We start from the raw sequence: 17,127 nt of genomic DNA on the forward strand, positions 1-17,127 counted from the left end.
GCGAATCCGGCTGACCACCCCGTACATGTCACTCCTCGCGGACCGCCCGCAGGACGAGGCGCTCGGCGTTCTCGTCATAGGGGCGGCCGTCGAAGCCGCCGAACACCTCCACCCGGCCGAAGCCCGCCTCCTCCACCATCCTCCGCAGCTCCACGGCGCTGTAGACGAACCACACCAGCGTGGCCCTGGTCACCCGCTCACCCCGGACCAGCACCCAGTCACTGCGCAGCCGCGCCCAGTCGTCCAGCACGGTGTCGGTCTGCACCATCAGGTCGTCGCCGCGCCGCACCACTTTGGGCGGGGTGACCTTGCGGGCCAGCAGTTCCTTGCCTGCGAGGTCCAGGACGAGGGTGCCGCCGGGCGCCAGACAGGTGTGCATGGTGCGCAGAGCGCGGGCGTTGTCGGCGGGGTCCTCGAAGTACCCGAACGAGGTGAACAGATTGAGGACGACGTCGAAACGGCCCGGCGCCTCGTACTCGCGTGCGTCGGCCCGTACGTACGTGACCCGGGTGCCGGCGTCGGCCGACCGTTCGCGGGCCCGGTCCAGCATCGCCGGGCTCAGGTCCACCCCGGTCACGTCGTGGCCGCGGCGGGCGAGCGGCACGGTGAAGACACCCGGACCGCAGCACAGGTCGAGCACCCGTGACCCGGGCGGGAAGGACAGGTGCGGTGAGGTGTCGAGCAGTTCCTCGGCCTGGGCCTGGCGCTGCTCGGAGAACAGGAAGTCGTGGAACTCGGTCCAGAAGTCGTCGTCCTGGAATCCGCCCGTCCGTGTCATGGGTCCGCATCGCTCCTTCGTAGTGGTCTCTGTGGGGGCAGGGGGCTGTTGCTCACCCGACGGAACTGCCGGAACCGATGGGGTTGAGGGTCGGGGCGGTGGTCGGGTAGGGCTCGGTGAGGACGCGTACGGTGTTGGCGGCGGCCACCGCGTGGTGTGTGGCGAGTTCGGCGGTCTCGGCCTCCGCGTAGACGATGCCCGCGTACCCGCGGCTGTCGTCCAGGTGCTCGACGCGGTCGCCGGGCTGCTTGACCGGGTACCAGGCCGGGGAGCCCGGCATGTCCGTCAGCCGGTCCAGCCCGGTGACCTCGGTGAACACGCCGGGTGCGGCCGGATAGCCGAGGACGAAGGCGACGGCCGGGCCGCCGGGCAGGTCCGCGTCCATCAGGCCGGGGCGGCGGCCCAGCGCGGCCTCGATCATCGCCTCGTACACGTTGACGCCGAGCGCCCGGCACAGGCCCTCGCCCACCAGGGCGCCCCCGATCCGGGGGTTGACCTCCACCACTTCCGGGCCGTCGGCGGTCAGCACGAACTCCACGTGCGCGAAGCGGTCGGTGTAGCCGATGGCCGCGAGCACCTGGCCTATCCACTGCTCCAGCGAGGCCCGCCGCGCTTCCGGGAAAGCCACGGGAAAGGCGGTGATCTCCTCGCGGAAGTGCGGCTCGGGCGACATCAGCCGGCTGGAGACACCCAGCAGCCGGGTGCCGCCCGCCCAGCTGAGGGTCTCGGCGCTGTACACCGGACCGCTGAAGTAGGGCTCGGTGAACAGCCGTCCCTTCAGGCTCCGCCCGGTCGCCTCGGCGAGGGCCGCGTCCAGTTCGGTCCCGTCGCGCACCAGCCAGACGTTCTGGCTGCCGGTGCCCGCCGTGTCCTTCATGATCGCGGGCAGTCCGGTCTCCTTGAGTACCTGCTCCCGCAACCCGAATCCCGTTCCGGTCCCGGCGTCGGTGGGCTCGACGGCCCGCCCGCGCGTGAGCCCGGCATCGTGGAGCCGGTTGCGCACGGCGGCCTTGTCGCGGGTCAGCCGCAGTACGGCGGCATCGAGCCCGGGCAGCCCGAACCGGGCGGTGAGCTCGGCGCCGACCAGCGTCCAGGTGTCGGTCGAGCTGATCAGACCGCACAGGTGCGGAACGCGGTGCAACGCGTCCGCCACCCGCTCCTCGTCAAAGGTGTCGGTCTCGACGACGTCCAGGGCGTCGGCGGGCAACCGGTCCAGCTCGTACACGTAGTAGGCGGGATCGCGGGTCAGCAGGACCAGCCGCTCGCCGAGCGCGTCGGCGGCGCGGACCAGGTGTCCGAGGCCGAAGGTGAGGGACTCCAAGCAGACGACGCTCACGCCGCTCGCTCCTTCCAGTGCGCCGGGCAGGCGGCGCGCCGCCAGGCCATCCTGGACCAGGGCATGGTCATCTCCTCGGGCGTGCCGACCTCCACGGGTTTGAGCGCTGCCGGGTCGAGGGCTTCCGGGTGCCGGGCGAAGACGCGGTCCACGTAGCGGTGCCCGGTGTCGGCGCCGATCACCAGGTGCAGCCGGTCGGGGTGGCGGCGTGCCTCGTACGTCGCGGTCAGGTACCCGGCGCCGGTGGACAGTCCGGCGAAGACGGCATGGTCGCGCAGCAGGGCGACTGTGCCGGACATGGCATGGGTGAAGTCCAGCCAGTGAACGGCGTCGTAGAGGTGGTGGCGGACGTTGTCGAAGACGATCGACGAGCCGATGCCGGCGATGATCGCCTCCGGGTCGTGGTGGTCCTGGCTGCCGAAGGTGACGCTGCCGAACGGCTGCACCCCCACCAGCCGCACCGAGGGGTCGGTGGCTCTCAGGCGTTCCACGAGGCCCCCGGTCGAGGCTCCGGAGCCCACGCCGCCGACCACGGTCAGCGGGCGGCCGGGGAACGCGGCGGTGATGCGGTCGGCGACCTCGTGGTAGCCGAGGTAGTGGACGTCGTCGTGGTACTGCCGCATCCAGCGGCAGTCGGGGCGTTCGGCGAGGATCTCCTTCACCCGCCGTACCCGTAACTCCTGGTCGAGCTTGAGGTTCCGCGACGGCGTGACCTGTTCGACGGTGGCGCCGAGGATCTCCAACTGGGCGCGGGTGGTGGTGTCGACCGTGGTGGACGCCACGATGTGGCACCGCATGCCGTACCGGTGGCAGGCCAGGGCGAGGGCGTAGGCGTAGATGCCGCTGGAGCTGTCGATCAGGGTCTGACCCGGGCGGACCGTGCCCCGGTCGAGCAGATGACGGACGGCGGTGAGCGCCGAGTAGATTTTCATCGACTCGAACCGCATCAGGACCAGGCCGTCGGTGAGCCGGACCAGGTCGGGGACCTTCAGGGCGTCGGCGATGTGGGGGTGGATCACCCGTAGCCTCCTTGGGCGAATGAGCACTGGTGGCCGAGCGAGTGGAAGAACGCGGACAGGCCGGACTTGACGCCGGCGCCGGGACGGCGGCGGAAGAGGTAGCCGATCAGGGAGCCGGTGTGGGCGACGAAGACGCCGTCGGCCCCGAACCGCTCGCGGTGCGCCAGCACACTGTCGAACGTCGACTTGGGCAGCACCCGCTGCGACAGGGCGGCGCTGGTGGTGGCCGCCCGGGCGACGACGGCCGGGTCGCCGGAGGCGAAGCCCTTCAGCAGGTCGGCCAGGCACCGTTCGTACTCCTCGCCGTGCCGCCGGTAGTGCGCCAGCAGCAGGTCGGTGACGGCAGCGGTGTCGACCGTGCCGGGCTCGGTGACGAAGGCGGTGTGGAAGCCGATGTCCGTCCCCAGCCGCCTCACCACCCGGTGCCGACCGCTGAGGTGGAGCGCGAACTCGTCCAGGAACACGCTGTCGGCCCGCTCGATCGCCGCCAGGATGCCCAGGACCACATCCGTGTCGTACGGCAGGTGGAAGAGCCCGAACAGGCAGCGCAGCGTCGCCACGATGTCGGCGGTCGAACTGGCCATGCCCACCCCCACCTGCAGATCGGAGTGGGTGGTCCAGCGACCGGGCGGCAGGGTGAGCCCGAAGTGCTGCAGGAACAGCCGGGCCGCTGTCGCCGACTTCTCTCCGAGAGGCGGCGGGCCCGGCGCGTGCGATTCCCGGGTGCCTCGGGTGCTCCGGGTGTCGTGGGCGCTGTGGGTGAAGTACACCCACGAATGCCGGTCGACGGGGAAGGACACCACTGCGATGTCCGGGGCGGGGCCCGCTCGCAGAGGGCCTTGGTACAGCTCGCCCAGGGTGCCGTGGCAGACGCCGGACACGGTGCGGCCCGGCCGGTCCGGTGGTGCCGCGCGGAGCTTCCCGGCCGGCGGTGTCAGCACAACCCGTTCCGCTCGCCCTGGTCGCGGGCCGACCGCGTTCTGGCGCGGACGGCGAGGACTCGCGTGATCACGGATCCGTCCTCCTGTCGGTTCCCAGCCCTGCACGCCGACCGGGAAGGAGACGTGGTCGCGCGTATGCCGTGCCGTCGTCCGTGCCGTCAACCTGGTCCGCGAGGTCACCGTGCGCTGCGCAGCCCGCGCCTGCCGCGCGGGTGCAGTGGCAGGTCTTCGGACTCGTGGGCACGTCCGCCGACGAGCCCGGCGGGCGCCCACTGCCGTCGCTTCTCCGGCCCCGAAGGGCTCAGCGCTTCGACGGCGTTCGTTCCCACACACCGCTGCGGGACAGTCCCGGATTCACACCGGGTTCCCTCTGCGTCGCGCCGTCGCACGCCTGATGGGGCGCCGGACGCGAACCGACTGCGTTACTCAGGCTAGGGGCACCTGTGACGTTGCGACAGAGGTTGTTCGCGGGTTGTCCTGATGTGGTAGACGGTTGAAGTGCCCGATGTGGGCGCAAGGCTGGACGTGCCGTGGGATGCCGACGTGGTGCGAGGCGCTGCGTTCCGCGCGCGCGATCGTGTACCCGAGCCGTGGAGAAGCACGAGCCGGGTCACCCCGCGATCCGGGCACCCGATTCCTGCGTCGTCGGCTGTCAGGACAACGGGTTTTCAGCCTGATGACCCGTCCGCTGTGGCTTGATCGAGTCTCTGCGGGCCCCAGAACCGCCGTGCCGACCGCCGTCGTGCCGTCTGCTGTCGTGCCGTCTGCCGTCTGCCGTCGTCGCCGTGCCGTCCGGCGCCTCGCGCGTCGGCCTGGACGCCTGTCGGTCTCAAGTCGCTGGCCGGCCTCGAGTCGGTACCGGCCGTGCCGGACGAACGCTTCTTCGTCATGTCCTACGGCGACGCCGTCAGCGGCCCGCGCAATGTCACGGGCGCCGAGAACCTGGGCCGCTACCTGCGCTCGGTCGGGCGGTGACGGCGGCGGAGACCTGAAGTCCGGCCTTCCGTGCCCGCGGTGTCCGTCCTCAGCGCTCAGCGAAGCGCCTGGGCCGCGTACAGCGCACCGACCGAGGCGGCGAGGGCGCCCAGCAGCAGACGGAGGAACCGTTCGGGCAGGCGGTGCTGGAGGTGAGCACCCAGGTAGCCGCCGATCAGCCCGCCCAGTCCGCAGGCCAGTCCGAGGAGCCACTCGGGGGCGATGTTCTCCCCGTCGGTGAGGGACAGCAGTGCGTAGGTACCGGCACCGACCAGTGAGGTCAGGAAGGTGGAGGCGAGGGCGGCCGGGGCGACCTGGGCGACGGGAAGGCCACGGCCGACCAGGAGGGGGCCGAGGAGGGAGCCGCCGCCGATGCCGTAGATGCCGCCGACCGTGCCGACCGCCACCGCCAGGACGGTGACGGAGCGCGCTGACGGCTCGGCCGGTCGGGGTGTGGCATTGGGGCGCAGGGTGCGGACCATGAGCCAGGTGCCGAGGGGGAGCAGCAGGGCGGCGACCAGGAGCCGGAAGACGGTCGGCCCGGGCAGGGCGAAGACACGGATGACCGTGCCCAGTACGACTCCGGGCAGGGTGCCGGCGATCAGGCGGCGGGTCAGCGGGCCGTAGAGGCTGCCGTCACGGCGGTAGCGCAGCAGGGCGCCGGGACCGGCGACGACGTTGTAGAGGAGATTGGTCGGGGTGACGGCGGGGCTGGGCACACCGAGCACGCTCAGCTGGACCGGCAGTAGGAACACGGCGCCGGAGACTCCCACCGGCGCGGTGACGAGTGCGATGAGCACGCCTGCGGCGAAGCCGGCAATTCCCGTTGGCCAGTCCACTGTTGTCCCTCTGTGGTATCCGTCGCACGCTCCGGCGATCGATCGTCAGGGGACATCCTGCGGTGGCTGCTCGCTGCCGGAAGCCTTCCGTGGGCGTGGGCGCGGGCGCGGGCGCGGGCGCGGGCTGCGGGAGAAGTGGCGGGCGCTGGGTACCAAGGCGGCGGCGGCCGGTGCGACAAAACACGTGAGCGCGCACACCAGGAGGATCTCCCGGGCACCGAAGGTGGCGATGGCGGGGGCGATGAGGGCGAGGCCGAGCGGGGCGAGGCCGTAGGAGAGCAGGAAGTCCAGGGAGGAGACCCGGGCCAGCTTGTCGGGTTCGACCTCGCGCTGGGTGGCGGTGAACCACGGCACGTTGAACAGTTCGATCCCGATGCCGGCGACCGCGTAGGCGGCCAGTACGGCGGCGGGGTGCGTCGGGAACACCAGGCTGAGCGGGGCGAGACCGTAGGCGGCGAGTCCCGCCAGAGCGATCCAGCCCTGCGAGCACGGGCGCCAGCGCCCCATGAGCAGGGCTCCCGCCAGGGCGCCGGCCGTGTATGCGGTCAGCGCCCCGGCGAGGACGGCTTCCGTGCCGTACGCGTCGCGGCTGACCAGGGGCAGCGCGACGCCGGTGGCGGAGTAGCCGGTGGCGATGACGGCGGTCAGCGCGGCCAGACCGGAGAGGAACCACGGATGCCTGCGGGCCTCGCGGAGGCCGTCGGCGAACTCGCCGAGGAACGAGACTCGTCGGGTGCGGGCAGTGTTCTGGGTACCGCTGACGACTTCGAGACCGGCGGAACCGGCGGCATCGGCGGAACCGGCCGCATCGGCGGAGCCGGGCCCAGGGACGAGTGCGGCGACGAGCCAGAGCAGGCCGATGCCCACCAGCAGCGTCCGCAAGCTGAGGAACAGGGCGAGCAGGGCGGTCAGTGACGGCCCCGTGAGGGTGGTGACGCGGACCGCCAGGGTCATGGCGGCGTTGGCCTGTTGCCTGCGGTCGGCGTCGACGACCTCGGCGGTGAGTGCCTGGAAGGCGGGCCGGCACGCGCCCTGCCCCGCACCGGCCAGGACGGCGGCCACCGCCATGAGCGCCAGCGAGCAGCCGAGCCCGACCGCTATCAGCGGAGCCGCGGCCCCTGCGGCCAGTCCCGCCCACAGGACGACGCCCCGACGGGAGTACCGGTCGGCCAGCACCCCGGCCACGGGCACCGCCGCGAGGAAGCCCACGGTACGGGCCGCGAGCAGCAGACCGAGGCCGGTGGCGGTGAGCGTGCGGTCGAGCACCGCGAGCCCCAGCACGAACGGCAGGGCCCAGGTGGCCAGGCCCGAGGCAGTGGCACCCGACCACAGCCGCAGGAACGTGGAGTCGAGCAGAACGGAGGGTCGCTTCTCGGGGCGGGTCTCGCGGGCTGCGGGCCGTACGGATTCCGTGGGCACGTCTGGCGCTCCCGTCGTTCTCGGCGGACTGGCGGACTGGCGGACTGGTCCGGATGGTCGTCATCCTGTCCGATGCGGCTGCTCCGCAGCCCACGGTTCTGTCCAGAGGACGTCGAGGGACGGCGCTCTCTGTCCTTGGCTCCCACGGAAACGGACGGGACCTGCCGCGCCGCCTCAGGCGCCGACGACCAGGCCGCCGCCCTGCGCGAGTTCCGCCGAGCCGCCGCCCCGGCCGCTCAACAGCCGTTTGGCCAGGGCGGACGCATCCTGCCCCGCGGCTCGCGCGGCGCTGTTGACCGCCGCTACCAGCTGCCCATTGGGCGCCGAGCAGTTCCGCGACAGCCACCTCTACTCGCCCGAGCGGGTACGGCACACCAGCCAGCGCCGGTCGAGCGTGATCGCCGAGCCGGCACGGGCGTTTGTTACGCTGCCCCAGCCTCCCGTGGGGGAAGTCCGGTGAGAGTCCGGCGCTGACCCTCCCCCAAGCTCTCGGCTCCGCTCGAGCAGGGGGTGCCCCCATCGGTGTGCGCGACGACCTGGTGTTTCGTCGCGTGAGCCCGATCGCCCGTGGGTGGTGCGACCCGTTGACTGCTCGCCGTGGACTGCGAGAGGGGACCGCGCGGCCGGTGCGCCGTACGGGCTGCCTCCTCCCCGACCTTCTTCCGGCGGCCCGAGGTGAAGGACCGCCACCACCGTGCCACCGAGTACCACAGTGCGAGCCGATCACAGCCGGAAGTCCACGGCGCCGCTGGTCATCGGACTCGCGGCCGTGCTGTTGGCGTCGCTGGTGTGCGGGGTGGGTCTGGGGGCCGCCGGGATCGGCTGGGGCGGGGTCTTCCGGTTCCTGTGGGCCGGGCTCACGGGCGGCACCGTGCACACGGAGGACGTCGCCGCGTACACCATCGTCTGGGAGATCCGGCTGCCGCGTGTCGTGCTCGGCGCGGTCGTCGGTGCGGGCCTGGCGTCCGTCGGCGTGGCCGTGCAGGCCATGGTCCGCAACGCGCTCGCCGATCCGTTCGTGCTGGGCATCTCCTCCGGTGCGGCCGTGGGCGCCAACGCCGTCATCCTGCTCGGGCTGTTCGCCGGACTGGGGGTGTGGGCGCTGTCGGTGTCGGCGTTCGCGTCGGCGCTCGCGGCCATGGTGCTGGTGTACGCGGTGGCCCGCTCGCCGTACGGGCTGACGCCGCTGCGGCTGATCCTCACCGGAACGGCGCTGGCGTTCGGCTTCGAGGCCGTCACCACGGTGATGGTGTTCAGCGCGGCCCGGGGCGAGGCGGCCCGTGCCGCGGTGATGTGGCTGCTGGGCAGCCTGGGCGGCGCGACCTGGGCCCAAGTGCCCCTGGCTGCCGTGACGGTGGCCGCCGGTTGGGTGTGGCTGCGCGTGCGGGCCGAGGCGCTCAACGCGCTGGCCATGGGTGACGAGACGTCAGCGGCGCTCGGTGTCCCACCGGGGCGGTTGCGCAGGGAGATCTTCCTGGTCACCGCCGCCGTGACCGGGACCGTGGTCGCGGTCAGCGGGGCGATCGGCTTCGTCGGGCTGATGGTGCCGCACCTGGTGCGGATGCTGGTGGGCGCCGACCACCGGCGGGTGCTCGCCGTCGCGCCGCTCGCCGGGGCCGTCCTGCTGGTGTGGGCGGACGTGCTGTCCCGGCTGCTGCTCGCGCCGGCGGAACTGCCGGTCGGAGTGATCACCGCGGTGGTCGGTGTGCCCGCCTTCCTGCTGCTGATGCGGCGCGGCGGCTACGCGTTCGGAAGCCGCTGACAGCGGCGGGGGAGGGGTATCCGGTCATGCGGTTGGACATCGAGGACGTGACGGTCGAGGCGGCCGGGGCCCGGCTGGTGGAGGACATCCGGCTCACCGTGGCCGACGGCGCCTTCGTCGGACTGGTCGGCCCGAACGGCAGCGGCAAGTCGACGCTGCTGCGCTGCGCGTACCGGGCGCTGCGTCCGGCGGCGGGCGCCGTGCGGCTCGACGGGGACGACGTGCACGCGCTGGCGCCCCGGGCCGCGGCACGGGTGCTGGCCGCGCTGCCGCAGGAGTCGGCCGCCGAGTTCGACTTCACCGTCGCCGAGGTGGTCGCGATGGGGCGGCTGCCGCACCGGGAGCGGACCGCCGCCGAGGACCGGGAGATCTGCGCGCGGGCCATGGACCGTACCGGGGTCGGCCACCTCGCCGACCGCGGGTTCCTGGCCCTGTCCGGCGGCGAGAGGCAGCGGGTGCTGATCGCCCGCGCGCTCGCCCAGCGGCCCCGGGTGCTCGTCCTCGACGAACCCACCAACCACCTCGACATCGCCCACCAGCTGGACGTGCTGTCCCTGGTCCGGGCCAGCGGCCTGACCGTCCTGGCCGCCCTGCACGACCTCAACCTGGCCGCCGCGCACTGCGACGTGCTGTACGTGATCGCCGGCGGCCGGATCGTCGCCTCCGGACCGCCGCACGACGTCCTCCGGCCCGAGCTGCTCGGCGAGGTGTTCGGGGTGCGCGCGCACCCCGTGCGGCATCCGGAGACCGGCGCCGTCCAACTGCTCTTCGACCTGCTCCCGACCACCCCCTGAGCCCTGAGGATGCCGCCCATGCGCAAGCTGTTCACCGTCTCCCTCTCCCTCCTCACGACGGTCACGGTCACCGGCTGCGGTGCCACGGTCGAGTCGGACCCGCCTGCCGCCGAGAACTCCGCGAGGTCCGGGGTCACTCTCGAGAACTGCGGCCGCGACGTCACCTACGACAAGCTCCCGGAACGCGTCGTCACCAATGACGTCGGCATCACCGAGCTGATGTTCGCCCTCGGCCTGGAGGACCGCATGGCCGGGTTCGCGATGGCCGACGACAAGGGTGACGTGAGCGACCTGCCGTACAAGGACGCCTACGACAAGGTGAAGTGGCTCTCCAAGGACCGGCTGACCAAGGAGAACGTGCTCGACGCCCGCGCCGACCTGGTCTTCGCCGGCTGGAACTACGGCTTCAGCGAGGACACCGGTCTTACGCCCGACGCCCTGGAGGAGCTGGGCATTCCCTCCTACCTCCTCACCGAGTCCTGCCGCAACGGCCGCAGCGACACCTCGCGCGGCATCATGCCGCCCCTGGACGCCCTGTACACCGACCTCGCCAACCTCGGCAGACTGTTCGGGGTCGAGGAGCGGGCGGAGAAGCTGATCGCCGACTACAGGCAGCAGGTCGCCGTCGTACGGGCGAAGGCTCCCCAGGGCGAGGACCGGCCCACCGTCTTCCTCTACGACAGCGGTGAGACCCAGCCCTTCACCTCCGGCCGTTACGCCGGCCCCGAACAGATCATCAGCGAGGCCGGCGGGGTCAACGTCATGCACGACGTCGAGGACTCCTGGACCACCGTCGGCTGGGAGACCGTCGTCCAGCGCGACCCGGAGACCATCGTGGTCTGCGACTACGGCGACGTGAGCGCCGAACGGAAGAGGGACTTCCTCCTGTCCTACGCGCCGCTGCGCAACGTCTCGGCCGTCAAGAACCGGCGGATCTTCACCCTGGACTACGCGGATCTGGTCGAGAGCCCGCGCAACCCCTCGGCCGTCGCGGCCCTCGGCGCGTACCTGCGGAAGGTGGCCGGTGGCCGGTAGCAACACGTAATAACAGGCCCTTTGGTCTCATCGGATCGACGAGACGAACAGAACCAACCAGCAGCGAACCAGAGGGGATGACCTATCTGTCGGGCGCGTTCGGGGCGGTGTCCAGGGGAACGGGCGGGGCCTGGTCGAGGACGGCGCGGCGCAGTTGTTCCAGCTTGGGCGGCAGCAGTGGGGCCATGGCGTAGCGGGCCCTGCCACGGCGGTAGCTGAGGAGCAGGCCCTTCTCCTCCAGCGGCATCCCGGGCGGGCGCAGCACGGCCTCGCCGTCCTCGCGCAGGGTGCCTGCGTGGTTGACGAACAGGCTGACCCAGAGCCGGCTGGTGCCGTGGGCCTGCTGGACCAGCGGTGTGCGCACCGCGAGCCAGCGTTCCAGCGCGGCGCGGGCGATGGGGGAGAGGGCGTACCAGGCGTCGTCGGCCTGACGCGCGCCGGCGTTCTGGGGGCGCCGGGCGACGTACACCGCCTCGTTGCCGGGGGCGAAGTGGGACAGGCGCAGCGCGGTCAGCTCCCCGGCGCGCGGCGCCGTGTCCAGGACCAGGGCGAGCAGGGCGGTGAGCCGAGTGAGTGCCGGGGACATCGCGCTGTGGACGTTGTGGTCGAGTTCGCGGCGCAGGGCCGCCAGGGTGCCGTAGTCGGGGGTGGGGCGCAGCGGCACCCGGCCGCCGGACCCGAGCCGCAGCGGGGGCAGCCCGTGCGCCTTGCGCAGCAGGTCCAGGCAGTGCAGCCGGGCCGCGTTGGTGGCCTCCGAGGTGGGCGGGGAGCCGCCGCCCGCTGCCTGGCGGGCGCGCAGCGCGCCGGACTCCGCCAGCCGCAGGTACGTCGTCAGCGTCTCCCGCTCGAGCAGCCGCCGCAGGCTGCGCCGGGCGGGCACGGGCAGCCCGCCCCGGACCAGGGCCCGTTCCAGTTCCCCACGGACCATCGTCAGCTGACGCCGCCGCGCCTGACCGACCCTCAGGTCGGCGAGGAGCGCGTCGAGCGTGGCGATCGAGGCGTACTGAGACATGCTTTCGATTGTGGCGCACCGGGGCGGTGTGGTGGTGGAGACGGTTCCGCATCGACCGCGGGGCGGGCCCCGGACAGGTGTGTCCGGGGCCCGCCCCGTGGGGTCAGGAGCGTGAAGAGCCCGCCGTCGTGAGCGACGGCTCCGCCGTCTCCGGCGGCCGGGGGCCCGCCTCGCTGAGGCCGTAGCGCTGGTGGAACGTGCGCAGGAAACGGGGCGCGTACCAGGCGGCGGTGCCGAGCAGGCGCATCGCCGCGGGGACGAGCACCCCGCGTACGGCGACCGCGTCGATGAGGATGGCCAGCCCGCTGCCCAGGCCGAACATCTGCATGAAGCTCAGCTCGGCCGTGCCGAAGGCGAAGAAGCTCACCGCGAGCAGGCAGGCCGCCGCGCTGACGATGCGGCCGGTGTGCCCGAGGCCGTCGGCGACGGCCGTCACGTTGTCCGCGCCCTCGTCGTGGAGCTCCTTGATCCGGCTGGTGACGAACACCTCGTAGTCCATCGAGAGACCGAAGGCGATGCAGAACATCAGCACCGTCATCGACACCTCCATCGGCTGCGCGGTGAAGCCCAGCAGGGAGGAGAGGTGGCCGTCCTGGAAGATCCAGGTCATCACGCCGAGCGTCGCCCCCAGGCTGATCATGTTCAGGGCCAGGGCGCGCAGTGGCTGCACGATGCTGCCGGTGAACAGGAAGAGCAGGACGAACGTGGTCAGCAGGACCAGGCCCACGGCGAGGGGAAGCCGGTTGCTGATGGCGTCCTTGGAGTCGACCAGTTCGGCGTCGCTGCCGCCCACCAGAGGCTGCGTCCCGGCGGGCGCGTCGAGTGCCCTCACCTGCCCCACCAGGTCCTGGGCCGCGTCCGACTTCGGCGTCAGGCCGCTCACCACGTTGATCTGCTGGGCGTCGGGGCGGCCGAGCGCGGTGTTGCCGGGGCCGGTCGCCGCGGTCCGCCCGTCGGCGTAGGTCCCCGCGCCGGTCTCCACGCGGACGACGTCCGGGAGACCGGACAGTTCGACCGCGTACGACCGCAGCGCGGCCTCCTCCACGGGTTCGTCGAACACGACGCGCAGGGCCGCGTCGTCGTTGCCGTCGAACTTCTCCCGCAGGACCGTCGCCACCTGGCGGCTCTCGGCGCCCTCGGACAGCACGCGCTCGTCCGGTGTGCCGAAGGAGATGCCCAGCAGCGGGCCGGCCGCCAGGAGCAGTACCGCGAGCACGGGCAGGGTGGTGAGGGCGGGCCTGCGCATGACGGCGCGGGCCAGCCGCCCCCACAGGGGCGCCCGGGCGCCGGAGCGCTTCCGGGCTGTCCAGGGCAGCCGTCCGCTGTTGACCCGGTGTCCCAGGACGGTCAGGAGGGCGGGCATCACGAAGAGGGTGCTGACGGCGGCGATGACGACGACGCCGATGCCGGCGTAGCCGAACGAGCGCAGGAAGTACTGCGGGAAGACCAGGAGCGCCGTGAGCGCGGCCGCCACGGTCGCGGCGGAGAACGCGACCGTCCGGCCCGCCGTGTGCACCGTCCGCCGGACGGCGTCCTCCACGGACGCCCCCGCCCCCAGCTGCTCGCGGAACCTGCTCACCATCAGCAGCGCGTAGTCGATGCCGAGGCCCAGACCGAGCGCCGTGGTCAGGTTGACCGCGAAGATGGAGACGTCCGTGACGCTCCCGAGGACGTACAGCTCGGCGAAGGTGCCCATGATGGCGATGAGCCCGATGGCCAACGGCAGCAGCGCCGCGACCACGCTGCCGAAGACGACGAGGAGCAGGACGAGGGTGAGCGGTACGGCGATCGCCTCGGCCAGGAGCAGGTCCTCGCCCGACTGCGTCCCCATCTCGGTGTTCACGGCGGCGCCGCCCCCGGCACGGACGGTGAGCCCGTCGCCGTACGCTCCCGTGTAGGCGTCGATGACGCTCTTGGCGTGCTCGCTCTGCTCGGTCTCGTCGCCCTCGACGTGGGCGAGGATCAGGGCCTCGCGGCCGTCCTCCGAGCGGAGGGGGGCGCTGCCGGTGTCCCAGTAGGAGAGGACGTTCTCCAGGTCCTGCTCCTTCTTGAGGTCGGCGACCAGGGCGCGGCCGTCGCGCTGCACCGCCGGGTCGTCCACGCCGCCCTCCGGCACGGTGACCAGCAGGAGCAGGTTGGTCTCGCCGCCGAACCGCTCCTCGACGACCTCCTGGGCCCGGCTGGACGCGGAGGCCGGGTCGTCGTAGCCGCCTCCCAGTAACTTGCCGAACGCGCCGGCGCCCACGGCCCCCATGAGAGCCAGGCCCACCACGGCGGTGACGAGCACCAGCCGGGCCCTGCGGATCGCCAGTTCGGCGATGCGGTCAAACACGTGTGTTCTCCTCTGTGACCTTGCGCGAAGTGGAAGCGCGATGCCGGACAGCCAGGCGGAGCGGGGGGACTCGGCGGCTCGCCGGCATCGCGACGACGACGCTAACGGGGGGAAGAGGAGATTGGCAGTGTGAGAATTACCTGACACCGCACGCGACTTCGGGCATGGGTCGGGGCACCCCTCGGTTCGGTGCGCCGGGAGCAGTGGCGGACCGTTGACAGGGCGCGGGTGGCGGCGCAGACTCGGGCCATCGCCCGTCGCTGTGAAAATAACTTCACTATGCGAACAACGTCCTCGACGACGAGGAGAACAGTTCATGCACACGACCGTCGGCATCATCGGCGGCGGCCCCTCCGGGCTGCTGCTCGCCCGCCTGCTGCACCGCGCCGGGATCGACAGCGTCGTCCTGGAGCGCCGCGACCGTGCCTACGTCGAGCAGCGGCAGCGCGCCGGCATCCTCGAGCAGGCGACGGTGGACGTCCTGCGGGCGGCCGGCGCGGGGGAGCGGCTGGACCGCGAGGGCATGCCCCACGACGGCATCGAACTCCGCTTCGGCGGGCGCGCCCACCGCATCGACTTCCCCGAGCTGACCGGCGGCCGCCGGGTGTGGGTCTACGCCCAGACGGAGGTCGTCAAGGACCTCATCGCCCTGCAGCTCGCCGAGGGCGGACCGCTGCACTTCGGGGCCGAGGTGCGCACGGTCGAGGGCGTCGACACCGACCGCCCCGTGATCCGCTACCTCCACGAGGGCCGGGAACAGACCCTGACCTGCGACTACGTGGTCGGCTGCGACGGCTTCCACGGGGTGGCCCGCAGCGCGGTGCCCGAGGCGGAGAGGAGGACGTACGAGCGGACCTACCCGTACTCCTGGCTGGGCATCCTGGCCGACGCCCCGCCCGTCTTCGAGGAGCTGATCTACGCCCACTCCGAGCGGGGCTTCGCGCTGGCGAGCATGCGCTCCGAGGCGGTCAGCCGGCTCTACCTCCAGGTCCCGAACGGCACCGACCCGGACGACTGGCCCGACGAGCGGATCTGGGACGAGCTGGACGCCCGCCTCAGTCTCGACGCGGACCCGGGGTGGCGGCTCGAGCGCGGCCCCGTCACCGCCAAGTCGGTGCTGCCGATGCGCAGCAGCGTCACCGAACCGATGCGGTACGGCCGGCTCTTCCTGGCGGGCGACGCCGCGCACATCGTGCCGCCCACCGGCGCCAAGGGTCTGAATCTGGCCGCCGCCGACGTCACCGTGCTGGCCCGGGCCCTCGCGCACCTGAAGGACACGGGTTCGGACCGGCTGCTCGAGGCGTACTCGGCGACCTGTCTGGAGCGGGTGTGGCGGGCCGAGCACTTCTCGTACTCCATGACCACCACCCTGCACGCCGACCCCGCGCAGTCCCCCTTCGAGACGAAGCTCCAGCTGTCGCAGCTCGACCGCGTCGCGGCCTCCCGGCACGCGGCGGCCGAACTGGCGGAGAACTACACGGGGTTGCCGTTCGGCGCAATTCCGTCAGAAGCGCCCTAGGTGCGGTTGCCCTTGGGCTTCGCCGGCTGGTCGGGCGTACCGTGCGGCGGCGGGCTGAACGGCTCCGGCGAGGTCGCCGGCGTGACGGGGGAGCCCGCACGGTGGGCGCCCACCTCGGGGCGCAGGGCGCCGGGATCGCCGGACGTCGGTTCGGCGCCCGCGCGCAGCTGCTCCAGCCGGGCCGTCAGTGCCTGGACCGCCGGGAGCCGGTCGGCGTGCTCGCGCTCGTACGCCAGCAGCCGTTCCACCTCCTCGACGGTGAGCGAGCGCACCCGGCTCTCCACACTGCCGATCGGCAGCTGGTCGTAGTCGGGCAGCGGCAAGGTGCTGCGGTCGGCCATGACTGGCACTCCTCCCTCAAGTCCTGCTGATGCTCGTCCTGCTGATGCACGTCCTGGTGGTCCCGTGGCGGGTGACGCCGTGCGCGGTGACGCCGTGCCTCACGAGCGGGCCCTTCCGGCCGTGCCGGGCACCGGCACGGCCGTCGTCGACGCCGGGTGCGCCCCGTGGGGAGCGTGCCCGTCAGTGGGCGCCCAGTCCGCCGCTGCCGAAGGAACCGCTGCCGCCGTTGCTCCAGCGGTGCCGGGCGTTCCCGCTGGGCCGCGAGGAGGAGTTGCCGAAGCCGTGCAGATCGTGCGGGAGTGTCCGAGTGTCGCTCTGCGGCATCTCGTCCGGCTCCCGGCACATGCTCTCCTCGTACACCGGCCCGCCGTCGGGCAGCTTGGGCTGCTCCTCGGGCAAGGGCCGTGGCAGCTCACGGCGCCAGATCCGCCTGCCCAGAAAGAGGGCACCGATCAGCACCGCCACCACGACCAGTCCGGCCACGAACGGGCCTATACCGATCATGTGATCCCGGTTCACGGCGAGATCCATCAGTTCCGTGTTCATGCGACGCGAGTACCCGTGGCCGCACCGCCGAACCAGTGCTTCCGGTTTACTTCTCCCGGGCGATGCGCGTCTGCGAACGGTTCGCCCGGCGGATCGCGTCGAGCAGCTCCGGCTTCGTCATCCGTGACCGCCCGCCTATGCCGAGCCGCCGGGCGACCTCGTAGAGGTGCTGCTTGGACGCGTCCTCGTCGACACCCTCACCGCTGCGCCCGCCCTGTCGCCGGGGCCGCGCGGACCGCGGGTCCGAGGGGCCCCGGCGGCCGCCCTCCTTGCGTTCCCAGTGGTCACCGACCTTCTCGTACGAGTGCTTGAGCGCACCGTAGGCGACGCGGTGGGCGCGCTCGCCCTCGCCGTAACTGCCGACCGCCGCGTCGTGCGCCGCGATCCAGGTGCGCCGGGCCTCCTCGGGGGAGCGCTGCAAGGTCGAGGGCAGCTCCTGCCGTCCGGGCATGACCGCTCACCTCCTGTACCGGGGTGT

Annotated in this window: 15 protein-coding genes and 1 riboswitch; of the genes, 4 read left to right on the forward strand and 11 right to left on the reverse strand. The window is 72.3% G+C overall.

Annotated features, from left to right (window positions below; all coding sequences use genetic code 11):
* Window positions 1–28: 28 nt before the first annotated feature.
* The 6 genes from UW392_RS62915 to UW392_RS62940 all read right to left on the reverse strand — a co-directional run bounded on the left by UW392_RS62915 (window position 29) and on the right by UW392_RS62940 (window position 7,307).
* On the reverse strand, window positions 29–778 hold the full coding sequence (locus UW392_RS62915; protein WP_320784502.1) for a class I SAM-dependent methyltransferase: 750 nt from the start codon (window positions 776–778) through the stop codon (window positions 29–31).
* Window positions 779–830: 52 nt separating this feature from the next.
* A complete protein-coding gene (locus tag UW392_RS62920; protein ID WP_320784503.1) occupies window positions 831–2,114 on the reverse strand; it encodes an ATP-grasp domain-containing protein in 1,284 nt (427 codons plus the stop codon).
* On the reverse strand, window positions 2,111–3,133 hold the full coding sequence (locus UW392_RS62925; RefSeq protein ID WP_320784504.1) for a cysteine synthase family protein: 1,023 nt from the start codon (window positions 3,131–3,133) through the stop codon (window positions 2,111–2,113). The genes UW392_RS62920 and UW392_RS62925 overlap by 4 nt, the downstream gene beginning before the upstream one ends.
* Complete coding sequence (locus tag UW392_RS62930) at window positions 3,130–4,074, reverse strand: hypothetical protein (protein ID WP_320784505.1); 945 nt, start codon at window positions 4,072–4,074, stop codon at window positions 3,130–3,132. Before UW392_RS62930 ends, UW392_RS62925 begins: the two co-directional genes overlap by 4 nt.
* Before the next feature lie 222 nt (window positions 4,075–4,296).
* Window positions 4,297–4,446: riboswitch (cobalamin riboswitch) on the reverse strand.
* Window positions 4,447–5,105: 659 nt separating this feature from the next.
* On the reverse strand, window positions 5,106–5,888 hold the full coding sequence (locus tag UW392_RS62935; RefSeq protein WP_320784506.1) for a sulfite exporter TauE/SafE family protein: 783 nt from the start codon (window positions 5,886–5,888) through the stop codon (window positions 5,106–5,108).
* A 45-nt stretch (window positions 5,889–5,933) separates the two neighbouring features.
* Window positions 5,934–7,307 carry an MFS transporter gene (locus UW392_RS62940; protein WP_320784507.1) on the reverse strand — a complete coding sequence of 458 codons (1,374 nt, stop codon included), beginning with the start codon at window positions 7,305–7,307 and terminating at the stop codon, window positions 5,934–5,936.
* Between the two features lie 712 nt (window positions 7,308–8,019).
* On the opposite strand from UW392_RS62940, the gene UW392_RS62945 reads away from it, so the two are divergent.
* Genes UW392_RS62945 through UW392_RS62955 form a run of 3 tightly spaced genes read left to right on the forward strand, consistent with a single transcriptional unit; the run spans window position 8,020 to window position 10,898 of the window.
* Window positions 8,020–9,069 (forward strand): FecCD family ABC transporter permease, encoded by a 1,050-nt coding sequence (locus UW392_RS62945; RefSeq protein ID WP_414497707.1) that lies wholly within the window; start codon window positions 8,020–8,022, stop codon window positions 9,067–9,069.
* A 26-nt stretch (window positions 9,070–9,095) separates the two neighbouring features.
* Window positions 9,096–9,863 (forward strand): ABC transporter ATP-binding protein, encoded by a 768-nt coding sequence (locus UW392_RS62950; protein ID WP_320784509.1) that lies wholly within the window; start codon window positions 9,096–9,098, stop codon window positions 9,861–9,863.
* Window positions 9,864–9,881: 18 nt separating this feature from the next.
* Window positions 9,882–10,898, forward strand: coding sequence for an ABC transporter substrate-binding protein (locus UW392_RS62955; RefSeq protein ID WP_320784510.1), 1,017 nt, complete (start codon window positions 9,882–9,884; stop codon window positions 10,896–10,898).
* Between the two features lie 82 nt (window positions 10,899–10,980).
* Here the strand turns inward: UW392_RS62955 and UW392_RS62960 are convergent, their stop codons facing one another.
* Together UW392_RS62960 and UW392_RS62965 are read right to left on the reverse strand one after the other, a co-directional pair.
* Window positions 10,981–11,910, reverse strand: a complete 930-nt coding sequence (locus UW392_RS62960; protein ID WP_320784511.1) for a hypothetical protein — start codon at window positions 11,908–11,910, stop codon at window positions 10,981–10,983.
* 103 nt (window positions 11,911–12,013) lie between these two features.
* Window positions 12,014–14,242: an MMPL family transporter gene (locus UW392_RS62965; RefSeq protein WP_320784512.1), complete on the reverse strand. Its 2,229-nt coding sequence runs from the start codon at window positions 14,240–14,242 to the stop codon at window positions 12,014–12,016.
* Window positions 14,243–14,558: 316 nt separating this feature from the next.
* Between UW392_RS62965 and UW392_RS62970 the strand changes: the two genes are divergently transcribed.
* Window positions 14,559–15,761, forward strand: coding sequence for a 4-hydroxybenzoate 3-monooxygenase (locus UW392_RS62970; RefSeq protein WP_320784513.1), 1,203 nt, complete (start codon window positions 14,559–14,561; stop codon window positions 15,759–15,761).
* On the opposite strand, the gene UW392_RS62975 is transcribed toward UW392_RS62970, so the two are convergent.
* The 3 genes from UW392_RS62975 to UW392_RS62985 all read right to left on the reverse strand — a co-directional run bounded on the left by UW392_RS62975 (window position 15,758) and on the right by UW392_RS62985 (window position 17,100).
* The gene (locus UW392_RS62975) at window positions 15,758–16,102 is read right to left on the reverse strand and encodes a hypothetical protein (RefSeq protein ID WP_320784514.1); all 345 of its coding nucleotides are present in this window, start codon (window positions 16,100–16,102) and stop codon (window positions 15,758–15,760) included. The genes UW392_RS62970 and UW392_RS62975 overlap by 4 nt on opposite strands.
* Window positions 16,103–16,283: 181 nt before the next feature.
* The gene (locus UW392_RS62980; RefSeq protein ID WP_320784515.1) at window positions 16,284–16,649 is read right to left on the reverse strand and encodes a DUF6479 family protein; all 366 of its coding nucleotides are present in this window, start codon (window positions 16,647–16,649) and stop codon (window positions 16,284–16,286) included.
* Window positions 16,650–16,695: 46 nt separating this feature from the next.
* Window positions 16,696–17,100, reverse strand: a complete 405-nt coding sequence (locus tag UW392_RS62985) for a ChaB family protein (protein WP_320784516.1) — start codon at window positions 17,098–17,100, stop codon at window positions 16,696–16,698.
* Window positions 17,101–17,127 lie beyond the last annotated feature (27 nt).

This window comes from Streptomyces sp. CRN 30 (assembly GCF_034105845.1).

Bases quoted from the DNA above. Each gene is read 5' to 3' on its own strand.
- UW392_RS62915 (WP_320784502.1), bottom strand. From the start codon at position 778: ATGACACGGACGGGCGGATTCCAGGACGACGACTTCTGGACCGAGTTC.
- UW392_RS62950 (WP_320784509.1), top strand. From the start codon at position 9,096: ATGCGGTTGGACATCGAGGACGTGACGGTCGAGGCGGCCGGGGCCCGG.
- UW392_RS62955 (WP_320784510.1), top strand. From the start codon at position 9,882: ATGCGCAAGCTGTTCACCGTCTCCCTCTCCCTCCTCACGACGGTCACG.
- UW392_RS62960 (WP_320784511.1), bottom strand. From the start codon at position 11,910: ATGTCTCAGTACGCCTCGATCGCCACGCTCGACGCGCTCCTCGCCGAC.
- UW392_RS62970 (WP_320784513.1), top strand. From the start codon at position 14,559: ATGCACACGACCGTCGGCATCATCGGCGGCGGCCCCTCCGGGCTGCTG.
- UW392_RS62975 (WP_320784514.1), bottom strand. From the start codon at position 16,102: ATGGCCGACCGCAGCACCTTGCCGCTGCCCGACTACGACCAGCTGCCG.
- UW392_RS62980 (WP_320784515.1), bottom strand. From the start codon at position 16,649: ATGAACACGGAACTGATGGATCTCGCCGTGAACCGGGATCACATGATC.
- UW392_RS62985 (WP_320784516.1), bottom strand. From the start codon at position 17,100: ATGCCCGGACGGCAGGAGCTGCCCTCGACCTTGCAGCGCTCCCCCGAG.